The organism is Dechloromonas agitata is5, assembly GCF_000519045.1.
Taxonomy (GTDB): domain Bacteria; phylum Pseudomonadota; class Gammaproteobacteria; order Burkholderiales; family Rhodocyclaceae; genus Azonexus; species Azonexus agitatus.
Genome location: NZ_KI912532.1, coordinates 802335 through 824485, shown reverse-complemented (window position 1 = coordinate 824485; position 22151 = coordinate 802335). Strand labels below are relative to the sequence as shown.

18 protein-coding genes and 1 tRNA gene are annotated in these 22151 nt (G+C 62.9%); 12 read left to right on the top strand and 7 right to left on the bottom strand.

Annotation, left to right across the window (positions count from 1 at the left end):
- Positions 1-4 precede the first annotated feature (4 nt).
- Positions 5-1504, top strand: coding sequence for an ammonium transporter (locus tag K420_RS0104105; RefSeq protein WP_027456933.1), 1500 nt, complete (start codon positions 5-7; stop codon positions 1502-1504).
- Positions 1505-1567: 63 nt separating this feature from the next.
- Positions 1568-2338, top strand: a complete 771-nt coding sequence (locus K420_RS0104100) for a metallophosphoesterase (RefSeq protein ID WP_027456932.1) — start codon at positions 1568-1570, stop codon at positions 2336-2338.
- Positions 2339-2424: 86 nt separating this feature from the next.
- Here the strand turns inward: K420_RS0104100 and K420_RS0104095 are convergent, their stop codons facing one another.
- The 4 genes from K420_RS0104095 to K420_RS0104080 form a co-directional block, all read right to left on the bottom strand.
- Entirely contained in the window at positions 2425-2970 is a 546-nt protein-coding gene (locus tag K420_RS0104095; protein WP_035854504.1) for a hydrolase, read from the bottom strand.
- Positions 2967-3830, bottom strand: coding sequence for a formyltetrahydrofolate deformylase (gene purU, locus K420_RS0104090; protein ID WP_027456930.1), 864 nt, complete (start codon positions 3828-3830; stop codon positions 2967-2969). Before purU ends, K420_RS0104095 begins: the two co-directional genes overlap by 4 nt.
- 54 nt (positions 3831-3884) lie before the next feature.
- Positions 3885-4499: a bifunctional phosphoserine phosphatase/homoserine phosphotransferase ThrH gene (thrH, locus tag K420_RS0104085; RefSeq protein ID WP_027456929.1), complete on the bottom strand. Its 615-nt coding sequence runs from the start codon at positions 4497-4499 to the stop codon at positions 3885-3887.
- A gap of 105 nt (positions 4500-4604) precedes the next feature.
- Positions 4605-5771, bottom strand: a complete 1167-nt coding sequence (locus tag K420_RS0104080) for an MFS transporter (protein WP_035854503.1) — start codon at positions 5769-5771, stop codon at positions 4605-4607.
- Positions 5772-6170: 399 nt separating this feature from the next.
- Here K420_RS0104080 and K420_RS19580 point away from each other — a divergent pair, with 399 nt between their 5' ends.
- Genes K420_RS19580 through K420_RS0104065 form a run of 3 tightly spaced genes read left to right on the top strand, consistent with a single transcriptional unit; the run spans position 6171 to position 9813 of the window.
- The gene (locus K420_RS19580; protein ID WP_084019551.1) at positions 6171-7961 is read left to right on the top strand and encodes a CHASE2 domain-containing protein; all 1791 of its coding nucleotides are present in this window, start codon (positions 6171-6173) and stop codon (positions 7959-7961) included.
- Positions 7961-8332 (top strand): hypothetical protein, encoded by a 372-nt coding sequence (locus tag K420_RS0104070; protein WP_027456926.1) that lies wholly within the window; start codon positions 7961-7963, stop codon positions 8330-8332. The genes K420_RS19580 and K420_RS0104070 overlap by 1 nt, the downstream gene beginning before the upstream one ends.
- Positions 8329-9813, top strand: a complete 1485-nt coding sequence (locus K420_RS0104065) for a M48 family metallopeptidase (protein ID WP_027456925.1) — start codon at positions 8329-8331, stop codon at positions 9811-9813. Before K420_RS0104070 ends, K420_RS0104065 begins: the two co-directional genes overlap by 4 nt.
- 126 nt (positions 9814-9939) lie before the next feature.
- On the opposite strand, the gene K420_RS0104060 is transcribed toward K420_RS0104065, so the two are convergent.
- On the bottom strand, positions 9940-11847 hold the full coding sequence (locus tag K420_RS0104060) for an ATP-binding cassette domain-containing protein (RefSeq protein WP_027456924.1): 1908 nt from the start codon (positions 11845-11847) through the stop codon (positions 9940-9942).
- 154 nt (positions 11848-12001) lie between these two features.
- Here K420_RS0104060 and K420_RS0104055 point away from each other — a divergent pair, with 154 nt between their 5' ends.
- From K420_RS0104055 to K420_RS0104045, 3 genes are read left to right on the top strand one after another with little or no spacing between them, the layout of a single operon-like run.
- Entirely contained in the window at positions 12002-13207 is a 1206-nt protein-coding gene (locus K420_RS0104055) for an HD-GYP domain-containing protein (RefSeq protein ID WP_027456923.1), read from the top strand.
- Complete coding sequence (locus tag K420_RS20395) at positions 13192-13800, top strand: hypothetical protein (protein WP_027456922.1); 609 nt, start codon at positions 13192-13194, stop codon at positions 13798-13800. The genes K420_RS0104055 and K420_RS20395 overlap by 16 nt, the downstream gene beginning before the upstream one ends.
- Positions 13801-13813: 13 nt before the next feature.
- Positions 13814-15028: an HD-GYP domain-containing protein gene (locus tag K420_RS0104045; RefSeq protein WP_027456921.1), complete on the top strand. Its 1215-nt coding sequence runs from the start codon at positions 13814-13816 to the stop codon at positions 15026-15028.
- Here K420_RS0104045 and mutY read toward each other — a convergent pair.
- Positions 15000-16037 carry an A/G-specific adenine glycosylase gene (gene mutY, locus K420_RS0104040; RefSeq protein ID WP_027456920.1) on the bottom strand — a complete coding sequence of 346 codons (1038 nt, stop codon included), beginning with the start codon at positions 16035-16037 and terminating at the stop codon, positions 15000-15002. The genes K420_RS0104045 and mutY overlap by 29 nt on opposite strands.
- A 70-nt stretch (positions 16038-16107) precedes the next feature.
- Between mutY and K420_RS0104035 the strand changes: the two genes are divergently transcribed.
- A complete protein-coding gene (locus K420_RS0104035; protein WP_027456919.1) occupies positions 16108-16605 on the top strand; it encodes a flavin reductase family protein in 498 nt (165 codons plus the stop codon).
- A 47-nt stretch (positions 16606-16652) separates the two neighbouring features.
- Positions 16653-16726 (top strand) — tRNA-Gly (locus tag K420_RS0104030).
- Between the two features lie 94 nt (positions 16727-16820).
- Here the strand turns inward: K420_RS0104030 and K420_RS18085 are convergent.
- Positions 16821-17057, bottom strand: a complete 237-nt coding sequence (locus tag K420_RS18085; RefSeq protein ID WP_084019737.1) for a cold shock domain-containing protein — start codon at positions 17055-17057, stop codon at positions 16821-16823.
- Positions 17058-17299: 242 nt separating this feature from the next.
- On the opposite strand from K420_RS18085, the gene K420_RS19575 reads away from it, so the two are divergent.
- Together K420_RS19575 and K420_RS18075 are read left to right on the top strand one after the other, a co-directional pair.
- Positions 17300-20809, top strand: a complete 3510-nt coding sequence (locus K420_RS19575; protein WP_051452945.1) for a PAS domain S-box protein — start codon at positions 17300-17302, stop codon at positions 20807-20809.
- 18 nt (positions 20810-20827) lie between these two features.
- Complete coding sequence (locus K420_RS18075; protein ID WP_027456918.1) at positions 20828-22147, top strand: diguanylate cyclase domain-containing protein; 1320 nt, start codon at positions 20828-20830, stop codon at positions 22145-22147.
- Positions 22148-22151 lie beyond the last annotated feature (4 nt).

Sequence of the window (22151 nt, the reverse complement as noted above, 5' to 3'; positions counted from 1 at the left end):
CATCATGAAACGCGTATTTGCATTGCTCGCCCTGGTCGGCGCCGTGGCATTCGGCGCACCGGCCTGGGCCGAGGAGAAAGCCGCCGAAGCAGCCCCGGTAGTGACCGCCGTCGCGCCGGCCGGCATGGCGGCCGAAGCCCCGGCGGCAGCACCCGTCGCGGCACCGGCCGAAGCAGCCGCCCCGGCGGCGGCACCGGTCCCCAACAAGGGCGACAACGCCTGGGTCATGGTCTGCGCCGCCCTGGTCATCCTGATGTCCATCCCCGGCCTGGCGCTGTTCTACGGCGGCCTGGTCCGCTCCAAGAACATGCTGTCGGTGCTCATGCAGGTGTTCACGGTGTTCTCGCTGATCACCGTGCTCTGGGTGGTGTACGGCTACTCGGCCGCGTTCACCGAGGGTAACGCCTTCTTCGGCACGCTCGACAAGCTGTTCCTCAAGGGCATCACGCCGGAATCCGTCGGCGCCACCTTCTCCAAGGGCGTCGTCATCTCCGAGCTGATCTTCGTGATCTTCCAGGGCGCCTTCGCCGCCATCACCTGCGGCCTGATCGTCGGCGCCTTCGCCGAGCGTGCCAAGTTCGCCGCGATCCTGGTCTTCATGGTGATCTGGTTCACGCTGTCCTACATCCCGATGGCCCACATGGTCTGGTATTGGGCGGGTCCGGATGCCTACGTCGATGCCGCCGCCGCCGAGGCTGCCGGCAAGACCGCGGGCTTCCTGTTCCAGAAGGGCGCGCTCGATTTCGCCGGCGGTACCGTGGTGCATATCAACGCCGCCATCGCCGGCCTGGTCGGTGCCTACATGATCGGCAAGCGTAGTGGTTTGGGCAACGTATCGATGGCCCCGCACTCGCTGACCTTCACCATGATCGGTGCCTCGCTGCTCTGGTTCGGCTGGTTCGGCTTCAACGCCGGCTCCGCCCTCGAAGCCTCCGGCGGTGCTGCCCTGGCCATGGTCAACACCTGGGTGGCGACGGCTGCTGCCGCATTGTCCTGGATGTTTGCCGAATGGATCCTGAAGGGTAAGCCTTCCATGCTGGGTGCTGCCTCCGGCGCCGTTGCCGGCCTGGTGGCGATCACCCCGGCCGCCGGCTTTGTCGGCGTGATGGGCGCCATCATCATCGGCTTGCTGGCTGGCGTCGTCTGCCTGTGGGGCGTCAATGGCCTGAAGAAGATGCTCGGTGCCGACGATTCGCTCGACGTCTTCGGCGTGCATGGTGTCGGCGGCATCCTTGGCGCCATCCTCACCGGCGTCTTCGCCGACCCGGCCCTCGGCGGCACCGGCGTCTATGACTACGTCGCCAACGCCGTCGGTACCTACGACATGACCGCGCAGGTGATCAGCCAGTTGTGGGGTGTCGGTACCGTCATCGTCTGGTCGGGCGTCGTCTCCATCGTTGCCTACAAGCTGGTCGATATCGTGATTGGTCTGCGTGTGCCGGAAGAAGAAGAGCGTGAAGGCCTTGACCTCACCTCGCACGGCGAAAGCGCCTATCACCACTAAGCCGCAGCTTCGGTCTCTCCCTTCGGGCACCTTCGGGTGCCCATTTTTTTGCTAGGCTGCAGCATGCGCATCGTCCAGTTGTCCGATCTTCACTTGCAGCCGGCGCCGCTCTACAGCGGCGTCGATCCGTGGCTTGCGTGGCAGGCGGCGCTCGATCGCATCGCCGCCTTGGACCCGACCCCTGACATGCTGCTGCTCTCCGGTGACTTGGCCAACGACGGGGCCGCGCCGACCTATGCCCGGCTAGCCGCATCGTTGGCTGCAGCTGGCTGGCCGTTTGCACTGTTGCCCGGCAACCACGACGGACGCGCCGCATTGCGCGCCGCTTTTCCGGGCCAGGCCTGGGCCGACGGCCGCCTGCTGTGCCAGCGCGTCGACTGCGGCGAGCTGACACTGCTGCTGCTCGATACCTTGGTCGCTGGCGAGGAGTGGGGGGATTTCGGCGACGCCCACCTGGCCTGGCTGGATGCTCATTGCCCTGCCGGGCGGCGGGTGGTTGTCACCATGCACCATCCGCCGTGTGCCCTCGGGATTGCCGGGATGGACCGCATCGCCTGTCGCGGCGGCGAACGGCTGGCCGCTTGGCTGGCCGGACGGCCGCAGGTCGAGGCAGTCTGGTGCGGCCATGTGCATCGGCTGGTGGTGAGCGCTTTTGCCGGAAAAATGCTGTTGACGGCGCCGGCTACCGTGCACCAGATCGCCCTGGTGGACGGCCCGCTGGCCTGGACTGCCGAGCCACCGGGTCTGCTGGTGCATGACCTGGCGCCCGGCCGGCCATTGTCTTCGCACTACCTGCCGGTCGCCGGGGCTCCGGTCGTGCCTTACGAGGCGTGAATCCCGATTGAGACGGCCCGGGGGTCTGCACGCCCGCCCGGCCGAGCCAACGGCCCCCTTTCAACCGAGGTTTGCCGGGTGGCGGCTTACTTGATCAGCGGCAGCAGGGTGCGGAATTCTTCAGTGGCGGCGCGGTGCAGCCACTCGAAGAGGACCATCTCGGTCGTCACGATGCCGACGCCGGCCGCGCGCAGGCGGTCGATGGCAGCCTGCCGGTTTTCCGGCGTGCGGGAAGAGGCGGCATCGGCCACCAGATAGACGTCGAAGCCGGCTTCGCGCAGGCCGAGCGCCGTCTGCAGCACGCAGACGTGGGTTTCGGTGCCGGTGAGGATGACTTGCTGGCGGCCGCTGGCACGCAGCAGGTCGACGATGCCCGGCTCGGCGGCACAGGAGAAATGCGTCTTCTCGAAAAACCGGGCATGTTCTGCCGCTGCCCGGATGGCCGGCAGGCTGGGGCCGAGGCCGCGCACGTATTGCTCGGAAACGAAACTCGGCACCTGAAGCTGCGCGGCAGCCTGCAGCAGGCGGACGCTGTTGGCGGCGACCCGTTCGGTGTCGTGGATGGCCGGCGCCAGCTTTTCCTGGATGTCGACGACGAGCAGCAGCGAATCGGCGCGATGGATCAGGCTCATCGGAAGACCACGGTCTTGTTGCCGTGCACCAGCACGCGGTCTTCCAGGTGGTAGCGCAGGCCGCGGGCAAGGACGGTCTTCTCGATGTCCTTGCCGTAGCGCACCATGTCTTCCGGCGAATCGGAATGGTCGATGCGGATGACGTCCTGCTCGATGATCGGGCCGGCATCGAGCTCGGACGTCACGTAGTGGCAGGTCGCGCCGATCAGCTTGACGCCGCGCGTGTAGGCCTGGTGATAAGGCTTGGCCCCGGCGAAGCTGGGCAGGAAGCTGTGGTGGATGTTGATGATGCGGCCGGCCAGGGCGTTGCACAGATCCGGCGACAGGATCTGCATGTAGCGGGCGAGGACCATGGTGTCACCGCGCACGTCGTCAAAAATGCGCTGGATCTCGGCGTAGGCGGCCTGCTTGTTGTCCGGCGTGACCGGCACGTGGATGAAGGGGATGCCGTGCCACTCGACGAAACCCTTGAAGGTGTCGTGGTTCGAAATGACGCACGGGATCTCGATATCCAGTTCCTTCGCCTGCCAGCGGGCCAACAGGTCGTACAGGCAATGCTCCTGCTTGGAAACCAGCACCACGACGCGTTTCTTCACCGCACTGTCGTTGATCTGCCAGGTCATCGACAACGGCTCGGCCACCTCGGTGCGGAAGCGCTCGCGGAACTCGGCCAGCAGGAAGGGCAGCGAATCGGCCTTGATCTCGATGCGCATGAAATAGCGACCGGTCAGCACGTCCGAATGGAAGCTCGATTCGAGAATCCAGCCGCCGTTGCCGGCAATGAAACCGGAAACGCGGGCAATGATGCCCACCTGGTCGGGGCAGGAAGCGGACAGGGTGTAGAAACGGTCTCTATGCATGGTTGTGAGCGGCTGGTGATCAGTCGTTAGCTGGGTTTGGCTAATAACGGGCGACTACCGGCTGGCAACTGCAAACGCCTTGTCGATTTCGGCGCGCAGCTGGTCGTAGGACAGCGCAACCGGGAACTGCGGGAATTCGCGGATGACATTCTCCGGCGGGTGGAACAGGATGCCGCCGTGGGCTTCGCCGAGCATGGCGGTGTCGTTGTACGAATCGCCGGCGGCAACCACCTGGAAGTTCAGTTCCTTGAAGCGCTTGACCGCTTCGCGCTTCTGGTCCGGCATGCGCAGGTGGTAATCGACCAGCATGCCCTGCTCATCGTCTTCCAGCGAGTGACAGAACAGCGTCGGCCAGCCCAGCTGGCGCATCAGCGGATGGGCGAATTCGTAGAAGGTGTCGGACAGGATGACGACCTGGTAATCCTCGCGCAGCTGGTCGAGGAAGGCGCGGGCGCCTTCCATCGGGCCCATTTCGCCGATCACCTTCTGGATGTCCGGCAGGCCCAGCTTGTGCTGACGCAGGATGTCCAGGCGGTAGGTCATCAGCTTGTCGTAATCCGGCTCGTCGCGCGTCGTGCGCATCAGCTCGGGAATGCCCGTGCGCTTGGAGAATTCGATCCAGATTTCAGGGACGAGGACCCCTTCGAGGTCAAGACAGACGATCTTCACGGTAAAACTCCTGCGCATGATTCGGGAAAACCACGATTTTACCCGAAGCGGGTCGGGTTAACCGCGCTTTCAGCAGGGTTTTGGGCGGCAACGAAACAGCCGGAATCAGCCGGCCGGGCGCCGCCAGAGCGGGAACAGACCGAGCAGCCCGAGCATGGGACCGGGCAGCAGCAGCCACGCGATGCTCAGTCCCCAGTTGCCGATCCACTGCGTCGCCAGGTGGATCGAGGCCATGGTGATGGCGAAGCCGATGGCGTTCTGGAAGGCCAGCGCACTGCCGACGATCTCGGGGGGCGCGGCGCGGGCCGAGAGGGCGGAGAAATGCGGTGAGTCGGCGACCACGCTGAAGCCCCAGAGCAACAGCAGGCCGATGCGCAGCCAGTCCGGCCAGGCACTGGTGAACGGAAAGACGGCGCAGCACAGGGCGGAAGTCGCCAGGGCCAGTGCGGCGACACGGGCACTACCGATGCGCTGGCTCAGGAAACCGCCGGCCACGCAGCCAAGAGCGCCGATGCCGACCGTGGCGAAGGCCAGCCCAGAGAGCGATGCCGTGCCGGGGACGGCGAGGCCGCCGGCGATGATCAGGGCCGGTGCGATGGTCCAGAACGCGTAGAGCTCCCACTGGTGGCCGAAATAGCCGAAGGCCGAGGCGCGGAAGGCGGGTATCGAGAAGGTGTACAGCACGCGACCCAGGCGCAAGGGGGGCGCACCGTGCCGGCGGGCCAGATGCGGGCCGTCGCCGAGCCGGAAGATCAGTGCGGCGGCGAGCAGGGCGAGGGCCGATGAAACGAGGATGGCCAGTTGCCAGGACAGGCCGCTACCGGCCAGACGGATGCCGTGCGGCAGCGCGGTACCCAGGGTCAGCATGCCGACCAGCCAGGCCAGCGCTGCGCCGGCCCGTTCCGGTACCCAGGTGACGACCAGCTTCATGCCCAGCGGGTAGACGCCGGCCAGGCAGAACCCCACCGCGAAGCGCAAGGGAAGGCCGCTGGCCAAATCGTCGGCGAGCAGCGCGAAGGCGGCATTGCTCGCAGCACCGAGCAGGGCGCAGACGGCGAAGATGCGGCTGGCCGGAAAACGGTCGGCCAACCCGCTCAGCGAGAAGACCAGGGTGCCCAGGATGAAGCCGAGCTGGACGGCATTGGTCAGCGTGCCGATGTCGGCCGGCTGGATCTGCCAGCTGCGCACCAGGTCATCGGCCGCGCTGTTGGCGGAAAACCACAGCGAGGTGCCGAGCAGTTGGGCGAAAACGATGGTGGCGACGGGCGGCATGGTGGATTCCGGCAGGAGGTCGCCGGATTATCGAAGCAGAACGGGGTGCCTGCCAATATCGACGGCACAGTCGAATGAATAGCATTGCCTCGGACGCGAGAAATCCGCCCTGATGATCAATGCGCGAATGGGGGCTGCGCACTAGGCGATCGAAATACATCGCTATCGTTTTTGGGATTCTGCGGGTGACAGAAAACCGTTCGGAATAATTGATGCGCTTTAATTTTTTACCGCTTTAGATCAGCAAAGGTGGCTGTGGTTGAGATTTCTTTGATTGCCCTACGGCCCATTTAGAGGGGTATATCACGTCACTATCAAAATTCATAAAAACCTGAAAAAGATCACGAAATGCAGCAGAACTTGCTTCTATAATCGTCGCCAAAAAGCGACAACTTGCTCATGCCAAAATTTCTATTGCGACTACGCCGGCTTTCAGTTTCCTGGTTCTCAGAGCTGGCGCGTTGGTTTTTGCTATGCGCTATCGCTGGGGTGATGTTTTTTTCACTGAAAGGTGTCGGTGAAACACTGAGTCCGTGGTCGCAGGCCACGGTGTCGCTGCTTACTAACCTCTACTATCCAGAAAGTGGTCGCGACCAAGTAACTGTCCTGCTCTTCCGTGAGCAGGACCTGAGTTCCCTTGCCCCGCGAGATGCGCAGACCGGTTTGCCCGGAAAATTACCTTTTCCGGTACCGTACGCAACCCATGTCGAAACCTTAAACGCACTAGGAAACCGCTCACCCCGAGCCGTATTGATTGATTTTTCTTTCATAGACGTTCGCGCTGGTGACAACGTTGAGGAACTGCTTGAAGCAATCTGCGAGCTGGCTGACCAGGGGATACCCGTCTATCTGGCAACTTTCTATTTTTGGCAGCCTTATCACGGTTTGAGGCAGGATTTATTCGCCAATGCAGCTGGCAAGGCCAGGCGGAGGTGCTTTAACGTAGTCCCGGTCGCCTACAGCCCGGAAGGTAACGGCCTAGTTCAGACTTACTCCCTGCTGCAGGGCGGAGGCAAGAATTCCCTTCGGCCGTCAGCCGCCCTTAGTCTCTATGCAGACGGGCAGGCGCTAGACCCGGCTCGCTTTTCGGACAGGATGGATTTGATCTGGGGGGCTCTGCCACCGCGCCCCCAACATTCTGATTCGCCTTGCCAACCAGTCAGTCTCCTCCAGTCAGCGATGCGCCTGGCTAAGGATGGCCCGCGTGCATTAGAGCGAGATTGCCCTTACAGCAACACCCTGTCGGTCTACTCGCTATGGAATGAAAGCAGTGATGAGGTCGACGCCCTGGTTCGTGACAAGTACATCCTCTATGGCGGTGCCTTCCTCGGCACTGACGATTGGCTGCGCTCGCCAGTGCACGGCACGATACCGGGTGTCTACCTGCATGCTATGGCGCTTGATAACCTGTTGGTCTTTGCAGACGACTACAAGCGGGTAGCCGAGCATTCCTTGAGTCGTGATCGCCTCGGGGTAGTGGCTGCTGATGCCGCAATCATCGGCTTTGGTGTCGCATGGTATATGTTGATCAGTCGCTTCAGGCGCTTGCGCGGGGGGAGCGGTGGGGTCCGATACACACAGGGGACATGCTGGCAACAGAGCTGGCGCTTTGCCGGACTCACCATGCCTTACCTATTCTTGTCGATATTCGCTGGCGGGGGGCTTTGGCTTGCTGGTAGCCAAGTCTACGCTGTCGCGCAGGGTGTGCTTGTGGTATTGCTACTTGTCTTTGGCGGGCTTGCAATTGACGAGGGGCGGGAGCGATTGCCAGTGCCACTTAGAAAAATCGGGCTGATGCTTGGCGAAAAACTGGTTGAGTATGGTTGGGTCGCCCTGATGGCGCTGCTTTGCAGCGTAGTTTTCCAAGTTTGGAACTTTGGTCCGCGCAATTTTTGGGCATTTGCCGCTTTCCTCGGTTTTACCCAGTTGATTGATCGGCATCTGCTCAGGCTAGCCGGTGAAATCAAGGTCAGTCGGCTGCGCAAGAAGCTTCGCTTCTCCTGGCTGAAAGCTGGCCTGCTGCTAGCCGGCGCTGGAGTTATGCCCTACGCCTTTGGCGTTTCCTCGTTTTTTGTTGGGCTGCTGGCCGTTCACATGACGGCTGTAGGTCTGGCACTGTTGGCTGGGGCGGCATTGTTATTGCCCTGGATTTATCGCAATGAACTCAATCAAGCTCGGGGGGGATCGTGATGGGGAAAGGTATCATTTTTGGGGTGGCCATGACGATGTTGAGTGCTATGACTTCGGCAAACGCCGACGAGGCAATTAGCGTCATCGGCACACTGGCAAGGCCAGCAAAGCTGTATGAGGCGCCGGATATGGCTGCACGAGTCCTCGATACCTGGCCGGCGAATACCAGTTTCGAAGCGGCACCAAAGCTGGTAAAGGGTGTACGTGACAGCTTTGTCCAGGTCGATCACAACGGTATGTCAGTTTGGGTGCTGATACGCTCGATCAAATCCAATCGTCAGATTCGTATAGCAGAAACCTGTGGGTCGATGCCGGGCGATGCAATGCCTCGATCGGCAGCGACACGGGGGGTTGGGGAGGCGTGCAAATGAAGCGATGCTTATTGCAGGCGTGTGGCCTGGTTTTCAAGCTAGTTGTCGTCGGTGCACTACTCTCCGGTTGCCAGTCAGTTCAGAATACCGCGCAGAAGTTGGTCGAGCACGACGGCGACAATGTCCGGTTGATCAACCGCCTGACACCCGTGCAGGTCCCGAGTAAGCTGGCAGTGGGGCTTGAGCGTGACTTGATGAACAAGCGTGCAGACAGTTATGGTCTGATCGCTGTGCCGGAGATCAGCAACTACCTGAACGGTATCCGCGACCGCCTGCTAAAGGCCTCCGGGGTTGCCAACGTGGCGGGCAGAGTTTATGTCGCGGCCGACCCGACATTGAACGCAATGACCACTCCAGACGGCAACATATTTATCAACTGGAGCCTGCTGCATTACTTGGGTAACGAAGACGAGGTTGCGGCGGTCATTGCCCATGAATTAGCGCATAACCTGCTTGGCCATGCGGATTCCAATGTTTACGGTCAGTATGTACAGAAAACCCGTTGGCTCCACCGCTTCGGTTTGGAGATTGTCGTTAAGAATCGGGATCTAGCTGCCAACTACCTTCAGAAAGGTGTTCGGAAGGGGGAGGTGTCGCAGCTGAAAGACTTACAATTGGCAACGATGTTGGCCACGAAGGTCATTTCCCCCAGCTGGCAGCGCACTCAGGAGCGTGCAGCTGATCTACTTGGTGTAGACCTGCTGATTGCTGCCGGTTATAACCCCGATGGCATGTTAAATCTCTTGTCAGTACTCAAACAAAACGAAGACAACAACCGCAAGGGGCCCGATTGGAACGTGCTGGGCAAGCAATTGATGGCTATTGCCCAAGGTGATAACCGAATGAAGTTGTACGGTGGTATCGGCGTACTGGAAATGATCTGGGGGCATGACCACCCGGATGCCGAAGTACGCATCGACGAGATTCAGTCCTACCTATTCCGTCATTATGATGACAGCCAGCTTGCGACCTCGTATCAGAAGTCGAATTGGGAGAAAGTTCGCCGCAATACAACTTTCCGCAAGATGTTGGTTGCCTATGAAGGGGCGTTGGCGGCGCACAAACTGCTGGAGTTGGGGCAGGTAGAGGCAGCCTACCGGAAATCAATGGCAACCGTCGGGGCGGCGCGTAATCAAGCTTATCCAGCCTTCATCCTGGCGCTGTCCCTTGATGCGATGGGACAGCACAGGGAGGCACAGCTTGCGCTCAAGCAGGCGCTGGACCGGGGCCAGGAAGGCTCTGGCAAAGTCTATGACAAGCTGGCGCAAATCTTGGCCAATAACGGCAAGCCGAAGGAGGCAGCACAACTGATGAACACTGGTTATGAGCGGTTTGGAAGAGCGCCGCAGATGGTGCCGGCAATTGTTCGCTACCAGCGAATGAGCGGAGATGGTAAGCGGGCAGGTGAAATTGCCCGACAATGTGCGTTGAAATATCCCGATTTCTCCGACCATTGCATGGCGGAGGCGGATCAGAGCTAACTTTACCGTTCCATCGTCGGGGGCTGGCGGCGAACTACCTGCGTGCAACTCTGCCGCTATTCGATTTGGGGCAGTCCCGTGTTGGGGACATGAGGGGCTGTGCGCCTGGCAATCGCCTATCGGCCCTTAGTCCGGCGAAGGCAGTCGCTCCAGTGCCTCGTGCACTTCCAGCCAGCGCATTTCCGCCTCATCGATCTGCTCGCCGAGCAGGCCGGCCTGTTTGTGCATTTCCTCGCTCTTCGCCCGGTCGACCGTGGTGTAGAAGTCGGGATCGGCGAATTGCGCATCGAGCGCGGCCTTTTCCTCGTTCCACTTGGCCAGCTTGCGTTCCAGCTGCTCGATTTCCTTGAGCAGTGGGCGGCGCTGGGCGAGGACCGCCTGCCGGTTGGCCTTGGCTTCGGCGCGCTGGGTGAGGCGCTCGGCCTTCTCGGCGGCGACGTCGGGTTCCGGCGCCTTTGCGGCACTGCGCTGGGCGGCCAGCCAGGCGGCGTAATCATCGAGGTCACCGTCGAATTCGGTGACCTTGCCGTCGGCGACGAGCAGCAGTTCGTCGGCGCAGGTGCGCAGCAGGTGGCGGTCGTGCGACACGAAGACCATGCCGCCCTCGTAATCCTGCATGGCAAAGGTCAGCGCCTCGCGCATTTCGAGGTCGAGGTGGTTGGTCGGCTCGTCGAGCAGCAGCAGGTTGGGCCGGGTGCGGATGAGCAGGGCCAGCGCCAGGCGCGTCTTTTCACCACCGGAGAAGGGCTCGATGGCGCGCGTCGCCATGTCGCCGCGGAAATCGAAGCCGCCCAGGTAGTCGCGCAATTCCTGTTCCGGCGTCAGCGGTTCGAGGCGGCTCATGTGCTGCAGCGGCGATTCGTCCGGGCGCAGCTGTTCGAGCTGGTGTTGGGCGAAATAGCCGATGTTCAGCGCCTTGGCTTCCTTGCGTTCGCCGCCTTGCTGGGCGACGGTGCCGGCCAGCAGCTTGATCAGCGTCGATTTGCCGGCGCCGTTGCGGCCGAGCAGGCCGATGCGGCAGCCGGGACGGAGCACCATGCTGATGCGGTCGAGAATCTGCCGGTCAGCGTAGCCGGCCGAGGCGTTCTCGACGATCAGCAGCGGGTCGGGCAGGGCAGTCGGCTGGCGGAAGCTGAAATGGAAGGGCGAATCGACGTGGGCGGCGGCGACGATTTCCATGCGCTCCAGCATCTTGACCCGGCTTTGGGCCTGGCGCGCCTTGGTGGCCTTGGCCTTGAAGCGTTCGACAAAGCGCGTCAGGTGGGCGATTTCGCGCTGCTGCGCCTCGTAGCTCGCCTGCTGGGTGGCCAGGCGGGCGGCACGGGCGCGTTCGTAGTCGGAATAGCCGCCGCTGGTCAGGTTCAGGCGTTGCAGGTCGATGGCGATGATCTGGCCGACCACGGCATCGAGGAAGTCACGGTCGTGCGAGATCAGGAGCAGGGTGGCCGGCGTGTTTTTCAGCCAGTTTTCCAGCCAGAACACGGCGTCGAGGTCGAGGTGGTTGGTCGGCTCGTCGAGCAACAGCAGATCGGCCCGGCAGGACAGGGCACGGGCCAGGTTGAGGCGGACGCGCCAGCCGCCGGAAAAATCGGCCACCGGGCGCTGGAAGTCGGCATCGGAGAAGCCCAGGCCGTGCAGCACCTCGGCAACGCGCGCCTTGGCCGAGTAGCCGCCAATTTCACCGTAGCGGGCGTGCAGGTGGCCAATGGCCTCGCCGTCGCCCTTGGCTTCGGCCTCGACCAGTTCGCGTTCGATGCGGCGCAGTTCGGTATCGCCGTCGAGCACGAAATCGATGGCGGCGTCGGGCAGGGCCGGAGTTTCCTGGGCGACGCGGGCGATGTGCCAGCTGGCCGGGATCTCCACATCGCCGGCTTCGGCGTGCAGTTCGTTGGCAAGTAGCGCGAAGAGGCTGGATTTGCCGCAGCCGTTGGCGCCGACGACGCCGACTTTCCAGCCGGGGTGAATCTGGACGGAGGCATCGACCACCAGGGGGCGGCCGGCGCGGGCGAAGGTGACTTGGCGTAGGGCGATCATGAGGCGGGCGATTATAAGCCAGCGCATCGCCCCGACCCGGACTGCCGGGGGTCAATATTCCGGAAAAGTTGCCGATATTCCGGGAGTTGCACGCCGTTTCCGGATTTCTCCCGCCATTTCTCTACGTCTTTCGACAGCCTGCTAGAATCCCCCGATGATCAAGCAGATTCGCACCGACCAGCTCCAGCCGGGCATGTACATCCACGACCTCAATTGTGGCTGGCTCGATCATCCCTTCGTGTCCAACGCGTTCTATGTGCGCGACCGGGCGACCTGCGACAAGATCGTCAATCTCGGTATCCGCGAGCTGTACATCGACACGCTGAAGGGGGCCGATGTCTTCACCGCCCGGCCGCAGGCCGAGGTCAATGCCGATCTCGAGCGACGGCTGCAGGAAATTGCCCGGAAACAGCCCGACAAGGCAGTCGTCGTCGAATTGCGGGACGAAGCAGCCCGTGCCCGCCGCCTGCATGGCGAAGCCAGCAAACTGGCCCGCCTGGTCCTCGACGACGTGCGCCTCGGCCAGCCGATCCGTATCGAGCGGATTGACCCGCTGGTCGACAACATGGTCGATTCGCTCTTCCGGCACCAGGATGCCTTGTTGCCGATGGCCCGCCTCAAGGACCTGGATGACTACAACTTCGAACATTCGGTCGGCGTCGCTGCGCTGCTCATCGCCTTCGGCCGCGCCATGAAGCTGCCCAGGGACGACATCCGCCAGCTCGCTATCGGCGGGCTGTTGCACGACATCGGCAAGGGGCAGGTGCCGGAAGCCATCCTCAACAAGCCTTCCCGGCTGACCGACGACGAATACGCCCGGATGCAGTCGCACGTCAACGAAAGCCTGCGCCTGATCGATGGCGTGCCGGGGGTTGGCCCCATCGCCCGCCAGGTCGTCGCCGAGCACCACGAGCGCATCGACGGCAGCGGCTATCCCAACCGCCTGCAGGGCAAGGAGATTTCGCTCTACGGCCAGATGGCGGCCATTGTCGATGTCTACGACGCCATCACTTCCGACAAGGTCTACAACCGCGGAATGCCGCCGACCCAGGCCATGAAGAAGCTGCTCGAATGGAGCAAGCACCACTTCGATCCGCAACTGGTGCAGACCTTCATCCGTGCTGTCGGCATCTATCCGACCGGCGCGCTGGTGCGGCTGGAGAGCAACCGCATGGGCGTCGTCGTCGAGCAGAACGAAGGCAAACTGCTGGAGCCGGTGGTGCGCGTCTTCTACCACGCCGGACAGCAGCATTACGTGCCGCCGGAAATCGTCGATCTGGCCAAGGTGCAGGACCGCATTGCCAGTTGCGAGAGTTACGAAAAATGGAAAATCGATCCCCATCAATGGCTACCCGCCTGACCGTCGCGTTGTGGGCCGCGTTCTGCCTGCCCCTGGCGGCCATCGCCGAACCCATCGGCAACGCCGCGCAGGAGGCGGACTGGGCCGCCCGGCTCGACAAGGCCGCCACCCTGCAGGCCGAAAGCCGAACGATGAAGGACGCAGCCAAGCAGACGCTGGAGGAAAAAACCTCGGCGTGCGACCAGAAATTCCTGGTCAATGCCTGTCGCGAGGAAGCCCGCCGGGAATACCTCAAGGCCAGCCACGCGGCCCAGCGCCTGGAAACCGAGGGCAGGGCCATCGAGCGCGAGGTGAAGCGCGAGCAGATCGCCGAGCGGGAGAAGCGCCGGGTCGAGGAAGCCCCGCAGCAGGAGGCCGAGCTCAAGGCGCGTGCGGCGGAAACCGAGGCGGCCCGCCAGGCGACGCAGGCCAGGATCGAGGCGACCCGGGCCGACAAGGCAAAAAAGACCGAAGAGGGCGAGCGGCGCAAGGCGGCCGATGCCGAACGCCTGCGCCAGAAACAGGAAGCCCACGCCCGCAAGGTCGCCGAGAAGATGCGCGAAGCCGAACAGCGGGAACGGGAGGCAGCCAAGCAGGAGGGGGCGAAGAAATAGCCCGCACCCCGAAATGATCCGCAAGATATCCATCGACCAGTTGCTGCCCGGCATGTTTGTCGTGGATCTGCACAAACGCTGGCTGGAACACTCGATCTGGCGCCTGCATTTCAAGGTGCGCGATGAGGAACACATCTGGCGCCTGAAGGACGAGGGCATCGTCGAAGTCAGCATTGACACGGGGAAGGGCATCGACCTGCCGCCGTCGCCGATGGCGCGGATCAATACCATCGAGCAGAACTTCCGCTCGCTGGCCGAGATCAAGGCGGCCATGCCGCGCACCGTGTCGCTCGGCGAGGAACGGCGGCGGGCAACCCGCCTGTTGCGCGAGGCGAGCGATACGGTCACCGGCCTGATGCTCTCCGCCCGGGCCGGTGGCCAGGTCGATGCCGCCTGTCTCGAGCCGGTGGTCAGCAAGATGCTGGCCTCGGTGACGCGCAACCCGGATGCCCTGGTGCCGCTCGCCCGCCTCAAGCGCGAGGATGCCTACGCCAGCGAACATGCCGTCGCCACGGCGGCGCTGATCATCGCGTTTGGCCGCCAGCAGGGGCTGCCCGAGCCGGAAATCGAAAAGCTGGCGCTCGGCACCATGGTCAAGGACATCGGCCAGTCGGCCATCGACGCCCGCCTGATCGCCAAGCCCGGCATGCTGTCGCGGGCCGAGTACTCCATCGTCCAGAGCCATGTCGAGGAAGGGCTGGCGGTGCTCGACGCCCGTTCGCGCCTTTCCGACACTTCAGTCGCCGTCGTCCTCGAACACCACGAACGCTACAACGGCTGTGGCTACCCCTACCGCATGGCCGGCGACGACATTTCGACCGCCGGGCGCATGGCCGCCATCGTCGATACCTACGATGCGATGACCTCGGCCCGGCCCTACCGCGCCGCCCTGTCGCCCTCGCATGCCCTGCGCCAGCTCTATGATGAAGGGGGGGCGCAATACGATCCGGCGCTGGTCGCTGCCTTCGTCAAGACGGTCGGCATCTACCCGGTCGGTACGCTGGTCCTGCTCGAAAGCGGCCACCTCGGCGTCGTCGAGCAACTCAACCCCGAGAACATATTGGCGCCGCTCGTCCGCGTCTTCTACCACACCGGCCGCCAGCAATACCTGACCGAGCCGGCCGATATCGATCTCTCGCGCAAGATCGGCAACCACTACGGCCAGATCGTGCGCGCCGAAACCTTCGAGCGCTGGGGCATCAGCCCGTTACGCTGGCAACCTGCCTGATCAGCTTCCGGATCGGCGCCGGCACGCCGGCATCGGCGGCCCGTTCGACCGCCACCCATTCCAGCCCAGGCTCATCCCCCCGGCCTGACGGCGCCACACGGCACAGGACCGGCTGCAGGGTCAGACGGAAATGCGTGAAGGTGTGCTTGAAGGCGGGCAAGGGCTGTTCTGCCAGCAGGCTCAGGCCAAGGCGGCTGAGCACGACGGCCGGTTCACCCTCGGGCGGCACCAGCAGGCCGCCCCACAGGCCGCTCGGCGGACGGCGTTCGAGCAGCAGCCGGGCGCCGTCACTGATCAGGACAAAAGTCGAGGTGCGCTCCGGCACTGCGGTGCGCGGCTTGCTGGCCGGGAGTGCGCCCTGCCGCCCATCGCGCCGCGCGATGCAGCCGGCCGCTACGGGGCATTCGGCGCAGCGTGGCCGACTGCGTGTGCACAGCGTGGCGCCGAGGTCCATCAGGCCCTGCGTGTAGGGTTCGATGTCACCGGCCGGCAGCAGGCTTTCCGCCAGATCCCACAACTGGCGATGGATCGCTGCCTGTCCGGGAAAGCCCTCGATGCCGAACTGCCGGCACAACACCCGCTTGACGTTACCGTCGAGAATCGCCGCCCGTTGCCCGAAGGCGAAGGCCGCGACGGCCGCTGCCGTTGACCGGCCGATGCCCGGCAATTCGGCGAGCAACTCGGCACTGGCCGGAAACTGGCCACCGTACCGGCTGGCAACCTGCTGCGCGCATTTGTGCAGATTCCTCGCCCGGGCGTAATAGCCCAGCCCGGCCCAGTGCTCGATCACCGCCGCGAGAGGCGCTTCGGCCAACGCCGTCACGCTCGGAAAACGGTCGAGAAAGCGCTGGTAATACGGGATCACCGTGCCAACCTGCGTCTGCTGCAGCATGATCTCGGAAAGCCAGATGCGGTAAGGATCGCGCGTGTTCTGCCAAGGCAGGTCGTGGCGGCCGGCAACCTTCTGCCAGGCGATCAACTGTTCGGTAAAGCGGTGGGGGGCGGCCAAATTCTGTCTCGACGCGAATTGCGGGAGCCCGGATAATACGGCCTCTTTTTTTCCTGCCCAACCTTTGCCGATGACCCAGCCCACCCCTGACAGCCGCAGCCTGCGCAATGCCCTTGGCCGTTTCGCCACCGGCGTCGCCATCGTCACGGCCATCGACCCGGACGGGCAGCCCATCGGCCTGACCATCAATTCCTTCTCGGCCGTCTCGCTCGACCCGGCGCTGGTCCTCTGGTGTCTGGACAACGACTCGCACAATCTGGCGGCTTTCCAGAAGGCCAGCCATCACGCCATCAACATTCTGTCGGCCGAGCAGGAAAACATTTCCAATCGCTTCGCCACCTGGCCGGCCGACCGCTTCGCGGGTCTGCCCTGGCAAGCCGGCTGTGGCGGTGCCCCGGTTTTCCCCGGTTGCTGCGCCAGCTTCGAAGTGGCCAACGAAACCGCCCATGCCGGCGGGGATCACACCATCTTCATCGGCCGCGTCGAACGCTTTGCCGAAACCCCCGATCTTGCCCCGCTGCTCTTTCATGCCGGGCGCTACGGCCGCCTGGCTGCCGATCAGGAGTGATTGAACCGGCTGCCTTCTGCGCTTAGAATGCAGCCTTCTTGCCCAGAGCGGGCGTCGTATAATGGTAATACCTCAGCTTCCCAAGCTGATGCCGAGGGTTCGATTCCCTTCGCCCGCTCCAGAAAATCCTGAAATATCCAGTGTTTTCAATTGACTAGGCCAGCCATTCCGGTTGGCCTTTTTGCTGCCTGGAAGATTTTTGGCCGACCCTCGGCTCACTCGGCAAACGGGTTTTTGCACCACTGCGATTCGCACGGAGTTCCGTTCTTGTCGCCCCCCCTTTCCGTGTTCGGGCAGTTCGGCTGGAAAACCTTTGCTTTGGGCGGGCTACCCCGTTTCGGGTAAGCCGCGATGTGCACGAAGATATCCCGGCCGCCGTTGAGCGGTGTGATGAAACCGAAACCCCTGTCCGCGTTCCCGTTTTTCAGGTTGCCGGTGATGGTTAAGCCCATGTTCATTCGCGCTGGATTGGCCGCGTGAACTATCACCTGTCATGGGCAGCGAGCCTTTTTGCTGGCGCGGTGAATTGTTCGTGCAGCACAAAATAGCACGCACGCTAAAAATAAAATATCTGGTATAAATATGATGAATTTGTTATATTGGGTGAAAGCGCAACTTACGCTGGCGACCTGATTCGTGCCTGGAAAATTGGCTGGAGAGGGGGCTCGCGCCGGCCAGATCAGCCAAGGAAGCCATGAAGTTGTTTTCTCGCCAAATCGATCAAAGAAGCTACAACCTCGCGGCCCTGGGCTTCTTCACCGTCATGGTGGGGGTCATGGTGGTCAGCGCGTTCATTGCCCATTACCACCCGGAAACCCATCCCCTGGTGGGCAGCAGCGACTTCCATTTCCGTTTCTACGGAGTCTTGCTTGGTCTCGTGATGGCGGTGGCGCTTTTCTTGAGCTACCTGCGGGGCAATGCGCTGGCGTTGAAACTGAGCACGCTGATTGCGGTGGTGACCGTGGCGGCGGGCCTGAAAGCAGAGGCCTTCGATTCTTCGGTGCCGCAGGCGATCTGGATTCCCTTCATCCTGGCCCTGGCGGTAACCCATGTGCGCTGGGCCCTGTTCGTATTTTCCTTCACCGTCGTCCTGATCCTTTACCGCTTTCCCAATGCCTTCCAGAGCCGGCTGGGCATACACGTCACGGTGATCCTGCTGGTTCTGCTGACCATTGGTCGCCTGGTCCAGAATCTGTTGCTGAAGAATGCCGCAGATGCCGAGCAGAAGGCGCGTGACATGGCGGCTGATCTGGCCGGCAAGAATCAGCAGCTGAAGCAAAGCCAGGATGAACTCGATGCAACCCTGGCCGCTATTCCGGATACCTTGTTCGAGATGGACGAGGCGGGTACTTTCCTCGCTATCCGCTGCCATGACGAAGGCCTGCTCATCGCGCCCCGCCAGGACTTGCTCGGTCGCAAGGCGGGCGACATGCTGCCGGAGCCGGCAGCGACAATCGTGCTTCAGGCACTGGCCGAGGCTGCGGTGCAGGGCACCAGTTACGGGAAGGTGATCAAGCTGCCCTTGGTACAAGGCGATGCCTGGTTCGAGCTCTCCGTCGCACGGAAGGATGCCGCCGGGCAAGCTGGCCACCGTTTCATCGTGCTCGGTCGCGACATCACGACGCGCCATCGGGCCGAAGAGGAGGCGCGACGCCTTTCGCAGGTCATCGAGCAAAGCCCGGAGGCGATTGTGATGACGGACCGCGAGACGCGGATCGTCTATGTCAATCCGGCGTTCACGCAGACCTCGGGATACTTGGCGGCGGATGTCATGGGCCGTCATGCCGTGTTTCTCGGTTCGGGCCGGACACCGCCCGAAACGAAGCAGGCGATGTGGCAGGCGCTGGATGAGGGCCAGGTTTGGCAAGGTGAATTCATCAACCGGCGCAAGACGGGCGACGAGTATATCGAGCAGGTGTGCATCTCATCGCTGCGCAATGCCGGCGGGGAGGTGACGCACTATGTCGCCATCAAGCGGGATATCACCGCGCTGCGCCAGCAGGAGCAGGAAATCGCCCGCGACCGGAACCGGCTGATCAACGTCTTGTCCGGCACCGGGGCCGGCCCCTGGGAGTGGGATGTCGCTGCCGGGCGGTTGATACTGGACGATGCCTCCGCGCGCATGGTCGGCTGTTCGCTGAAAGCGTTCGGGGACGATCATCTGCAGGTTTGGCGAGATCGCATACACCCGGATGACCGGATGCTGTTCGAGGGCCGTCTGGCCGAGCATCTGACGGGTGACAGCGAGCGCCTCGAGATCGAATACCGTATTCGACATGCCGACGGCCACTGGGTCTGGCTACAGTTGCGCGGCAAGGTCATCGACTGGAGCGAAGCGCACCGGCCGCTCGCCATGTACGGGGTGCACCTCGATATCACGGCCCAAAAGCAGGCTGACGAGCAGCGCCGCTACCTGGAGGGGGTGCTGCATTCGGCGATCGAAGCGATCGGGGAGGGGTTCTCGGTCTATGACGCGAACGATCGTCTGACGTGGTGCAACGAGCAATATCGGCTGCTTTACCCCATTTCGGGGTCGGCTTTCGCGCCGGGTTCGACCTTCGAGGAGATCGTGCGCTACGGCGTCGCCCATGGCCAATATCCGGAGGCGGTAGACGACCCGGAGGCCTGGATTCAGCGGCGCCTTGCCGCTCACCGTCAGACCGAGGCCAATTTCATCCAGAAGCTGCCGGATGGCCGCTGGCTGGATGTGCGCGAACGGAAAACCACCGATGGTTCGACGGTCGGCTTCCGGGTCGATATCACCGAGTTCATGCAGGCCAAACAGGCGGCCGAGGCCGCCAACCGGGCCAAGAGCGAGTTTCTCGCGACGATGAGCCACGAGATTCGCACGCCGCTCAACAGCATCCTCGGCATGGCCCAGGTGCTGGCCAGTCCGGAAATGGCCGACCCCCGCTGCCGGGATTACGGCCGCGTCATCCTCGAGTCGGGCAGCGGCCTGCTGGCGATCCTCAATGACCTGCTCGACCTGGCGAAGGTCGAGGCGGGGCGCATCGAACTCGACAATCGGCCCTGGCTGCCGCAACAGCTGCTGCAGGACATCCAGGGTCTCTTCCAGGGCAATGCGCACGCCAAGGGATTGGCGATGAGCGCCGTGTGGGATGGCCCTTCGGCGCAGCACTATCTGGCGGATGCCTTCCGCTTGCAACAGATGCTCGCCAACCTGGTGGCGAATGCCCTGAAATTCACCCCGAGCGGTTCGATCGCCATTCAGATCAGCGAAATCGGACGCGATGAACGGGGTGCCAGGCTCGAATTCGCCGTGACCGATACGGGAATCGGCATTCCCCGTGACAAGCAAGCCTCGTTGTTCCAGGCCTTCACGCAAGCCGACAGTTCGACGACCCGGCGCTTCGGCGGAAGCGGGCTGGGCTTGTCCATCGTTCGCCACCTGGCGGAGCTGATGGGCGGCGAGGTCGGCTTGACGAGCGAGGAGGGCAGGGGCAGCCGCCTGTGGTTCCGCGTCTGTCTCGTTCCCGTGGCGGGCGCTGTGCCGGGGGATACAGCCGTGCCCGGCAAGTTGGAAGCAGCTGGGCTCGTTGCCAGTTTCCAGGGGCGGGTTCTGGTGGTCGAGGACAATGCCCTGGAGCGCAAGGTGCTCGGCACCGTGCTGACCCGCCTGGGCCTCGAGGTCGCTTTCGCCAGGAACGGCTACGAGGCGTTCGACGCGGCCATCGCACACCCTCGTCCCGATCTCATCATGATGGATTGCCTGATGCCGGAACTCGATGGCCACAGCGCAGCCCGAAAGATTCGGGCATGGGAGTCGTCAACCGGGCTGCCGCGCGTCCCCATCGCCGCAATCAGCGCCTCGGCTTTTGCAGAGGATCGGCAGCGCTGCCTGGAAAGTGGCATGGATCACTTTCTGCCCAAGCCGGTTGTCGTTTCCGATCTGCGCCAGATGCTGGCCGAGCGATTGAACGCGGCGCTACCGGCCGACGGAGCAACGGGCGAGGCGGTCGAAAAGTGCGGAACCTTCGATCGCGTCGCCTTGCGGACGGCGATCGAGGCACTCACCCCGCTCCTCGAATCCGGCAAGTTCGATGCCTTGCAGCATTTCGATGCCTTGCAGCGCCAGGCGGCCAACACCGATATCGCGCCCGAAATCAACGATATCGCCGATCTGGTCAAGACCTTTCAATTTGAGATTGCCCTGGGGCGCCTGCGCGCCCTTATCAATGACTGATACCGAGAAAGACCCACCATGCAGCCAATCAAGCCCCGTATCCTGGCCATTGATGACACGCCGGGCAACCTGTTTACACTGGGCACCGCGCTGGTCAGCGAATTCGATCTGGAGATCGCCACTTCGGGCAGCCAGGGGCTGGCCATGGCCCGGAAATCGGTGCCGGATTTGATCCTGCTCGACATCATGATGCCGGACATGGATGGCCTGGAAACCTGCCGCCGCTTTCGGGAAGATCCTCGCCTGGCCGCCGTGCCCGTCATTTTTCTGACCGCATTGACCGGCGTTGAATCGGAAATGGCAGGGCTCGACCTCGGCGTGGCCGACTACATCACGAAGCCCTTCAACCTCGACATCGTCAAGCTGCGCATCCGCAACACGCTCCGTTTGGTCAGTCTCAACCGGGAGGTACGCGCCAGCGAGGAGCGCATGCGCTTCGTTCTGGAAGCGACGGGTGACGGGATCTGGGACTGGCAGATCGACATTGATCAGATCAGCCACAACGAGGCCTGGTGCCACATGCTAGGCCTGGACAGCAGCTTTCTCCACCATCCGATCGCGACCTATGTCGAGCGCGTTCACCCCGAAGACCTGGCGGCGGTCGAGGAGGCGCTCGACTACAGTGCGCAGGGCAACACGAAATTCACCGTCGAATACCGTATCCGGCATGGCGACGGCCACTATCTCTGGGTTTCGGATACCGGTCAGGTGGTCGATCGTGACCGGGATGGCAAGGCAAGCCGCATGGTCGGCTGCATCAAGAACATCGATGACCGGCGGCGCAGCGAGGCGGATATCCAGCGGCTGGCCTTCTTCGATCCCCTGACCGAATTGCCGAATCGCCGCCTGCTGATGGACCGCCTGCAGCAGGCCATCATCCGCAATGTCCGGAATAATACCCGTGGGGCGCTGCTCTTTCTCGACATGGATCATTTCAAGCAACTGAATGACACCCATGGCCATGCGATGGGCGATGCCATGCTGATTCAAGTTGCCGGAAGACTGTCCGGCTGCGTGCGCGAGCAGGATACCGTAGCGCGGCTGGGGGGCGATGAGTTCGTCGTGCTCCTCGAAGCCCTGCCGGCGGACGCCGTTGCGGCAACCAACAGCGCCAAAATGGTCGGTGAGAAGCTGCTGGGAGCGCTGAATAGCCCCTACCTGCTGGGTGACGTCATCCACCACAGCAGCCCGAGTATCGGCCTGACGCTGTTCGGGCGTGACAATGAGAACATCGACGCTATCCTGCAGCGCGCCGATCAGGCCATGTATGCGGCCAAGGAAGGGGGGCGCAACACCCTGCGCCTGCTGGTTGACGGCGAGCGGCTGGGGGCGGCGTAGGCCG